Genomic DNA, 999 nt, shown 5'->3' with positions numbered 1-999 from the left:
CCCGAGGACCTGGCCGGCCGGGTCGGGGGCGGCGAGGCGGTCTTCAGCTGGACCAATCCTGACCCGCGGGACGGCGACCTGTTCATCTGGACGCCCGTTACCGCGTTGGGCCGGGGCGAGCCCGAGCGCACCGGCGAGCCCGAGGCGACCGTGCCGCTGGCGCAGAACGACCGCACCTGCATCGAAGTGGTGGTGGTGCGGGCCAACGGCCGGGCCTCGGATCCGGTCCGCGGTTGCGCGGATCAGTAGCTGCCCGGACTGCGTGGCTTTTGCGGGTAGGTTTGGAACGATGAATCACGCGCCGACCCCTGGCCGGCGCAGACAAGGGGGCTAGCGGTGGCGGATGTGAGCATTGAGTTCTGCGGCGAATGGTACGAAGCCACGAACGACGACGTGTTCACCATTGGGCGCGAAGGCGATTTGGAGATCGACGACAACCCCTACCTGCACCGCAAGTTCCTGCAGATCGCCCACTACGACGGCATCTGGTGGCTGGCAAACGTCGGTTCCCTGATCTCCGCGACCATCGCCGATTCCACCGGGGGCATGCAGGCATGGCTGGCGCCGGGAGCGCGGATCCCGATGGTCTTCAGCCAGACGAACATCGTTTTCACGGCCGGCCCCACAACCTATGAGCTGTCGGTCCACGTGAAGACACCGTCCTTCCGCCAGGAACACCGGGACACGGATGCCGTGGGCGAGACCACCATCGGCCCGGTGGTGTTCACCGCGTCGCAAAAGGCCCTGATCCTGGCCCTGGCCGAGCCGATGCTCAAGCGTGACGGGACCGGGCTCAGCTCGATTCCGTCGTCCTCGCAGGCGGCGGCCAGGCTGGGCTGGCCCCTGACCAAGTTCAACCGCAAGCTGGACAACGTCTGCGACAAACTGGACCGGGTGGGCGTCGCCGGACTGCGCGGCGGCGGCGGAAAGCTCGCCACCAACCGGCGCGCGCGGCTGGTCGAGCACGCCGTCACCTCCCATCTGGTCACCGCGGCCGAC

General features: G+C 68.2%; 1 protein-coding gene and 1 pseudogene. Both read left to right on the top strand.

The genetic code is table 11. The annotated features are described in order from the left end of the window. Positions 1-249, top strand: a pseudogene (locus AC5RUJ_RS17145) (serine/threonine protein kinase); the annotation flags it as partial. A gap of 87 nt (positions 250-336) precedes the next feature. Next, on the top strand, positions 337-999 hold a 663-nt coding region (locus AC5RUJ_RS17140), incomplete at its 3' end, for a hypothetical protein (protein ID WP_494156353.1).

Source organism: Arthrobacter sp. Y3223164, from assembly GCF_059091005.1.
This window is presented reverse-complemented; position numbering and strand designations above follow the sequence as displayed.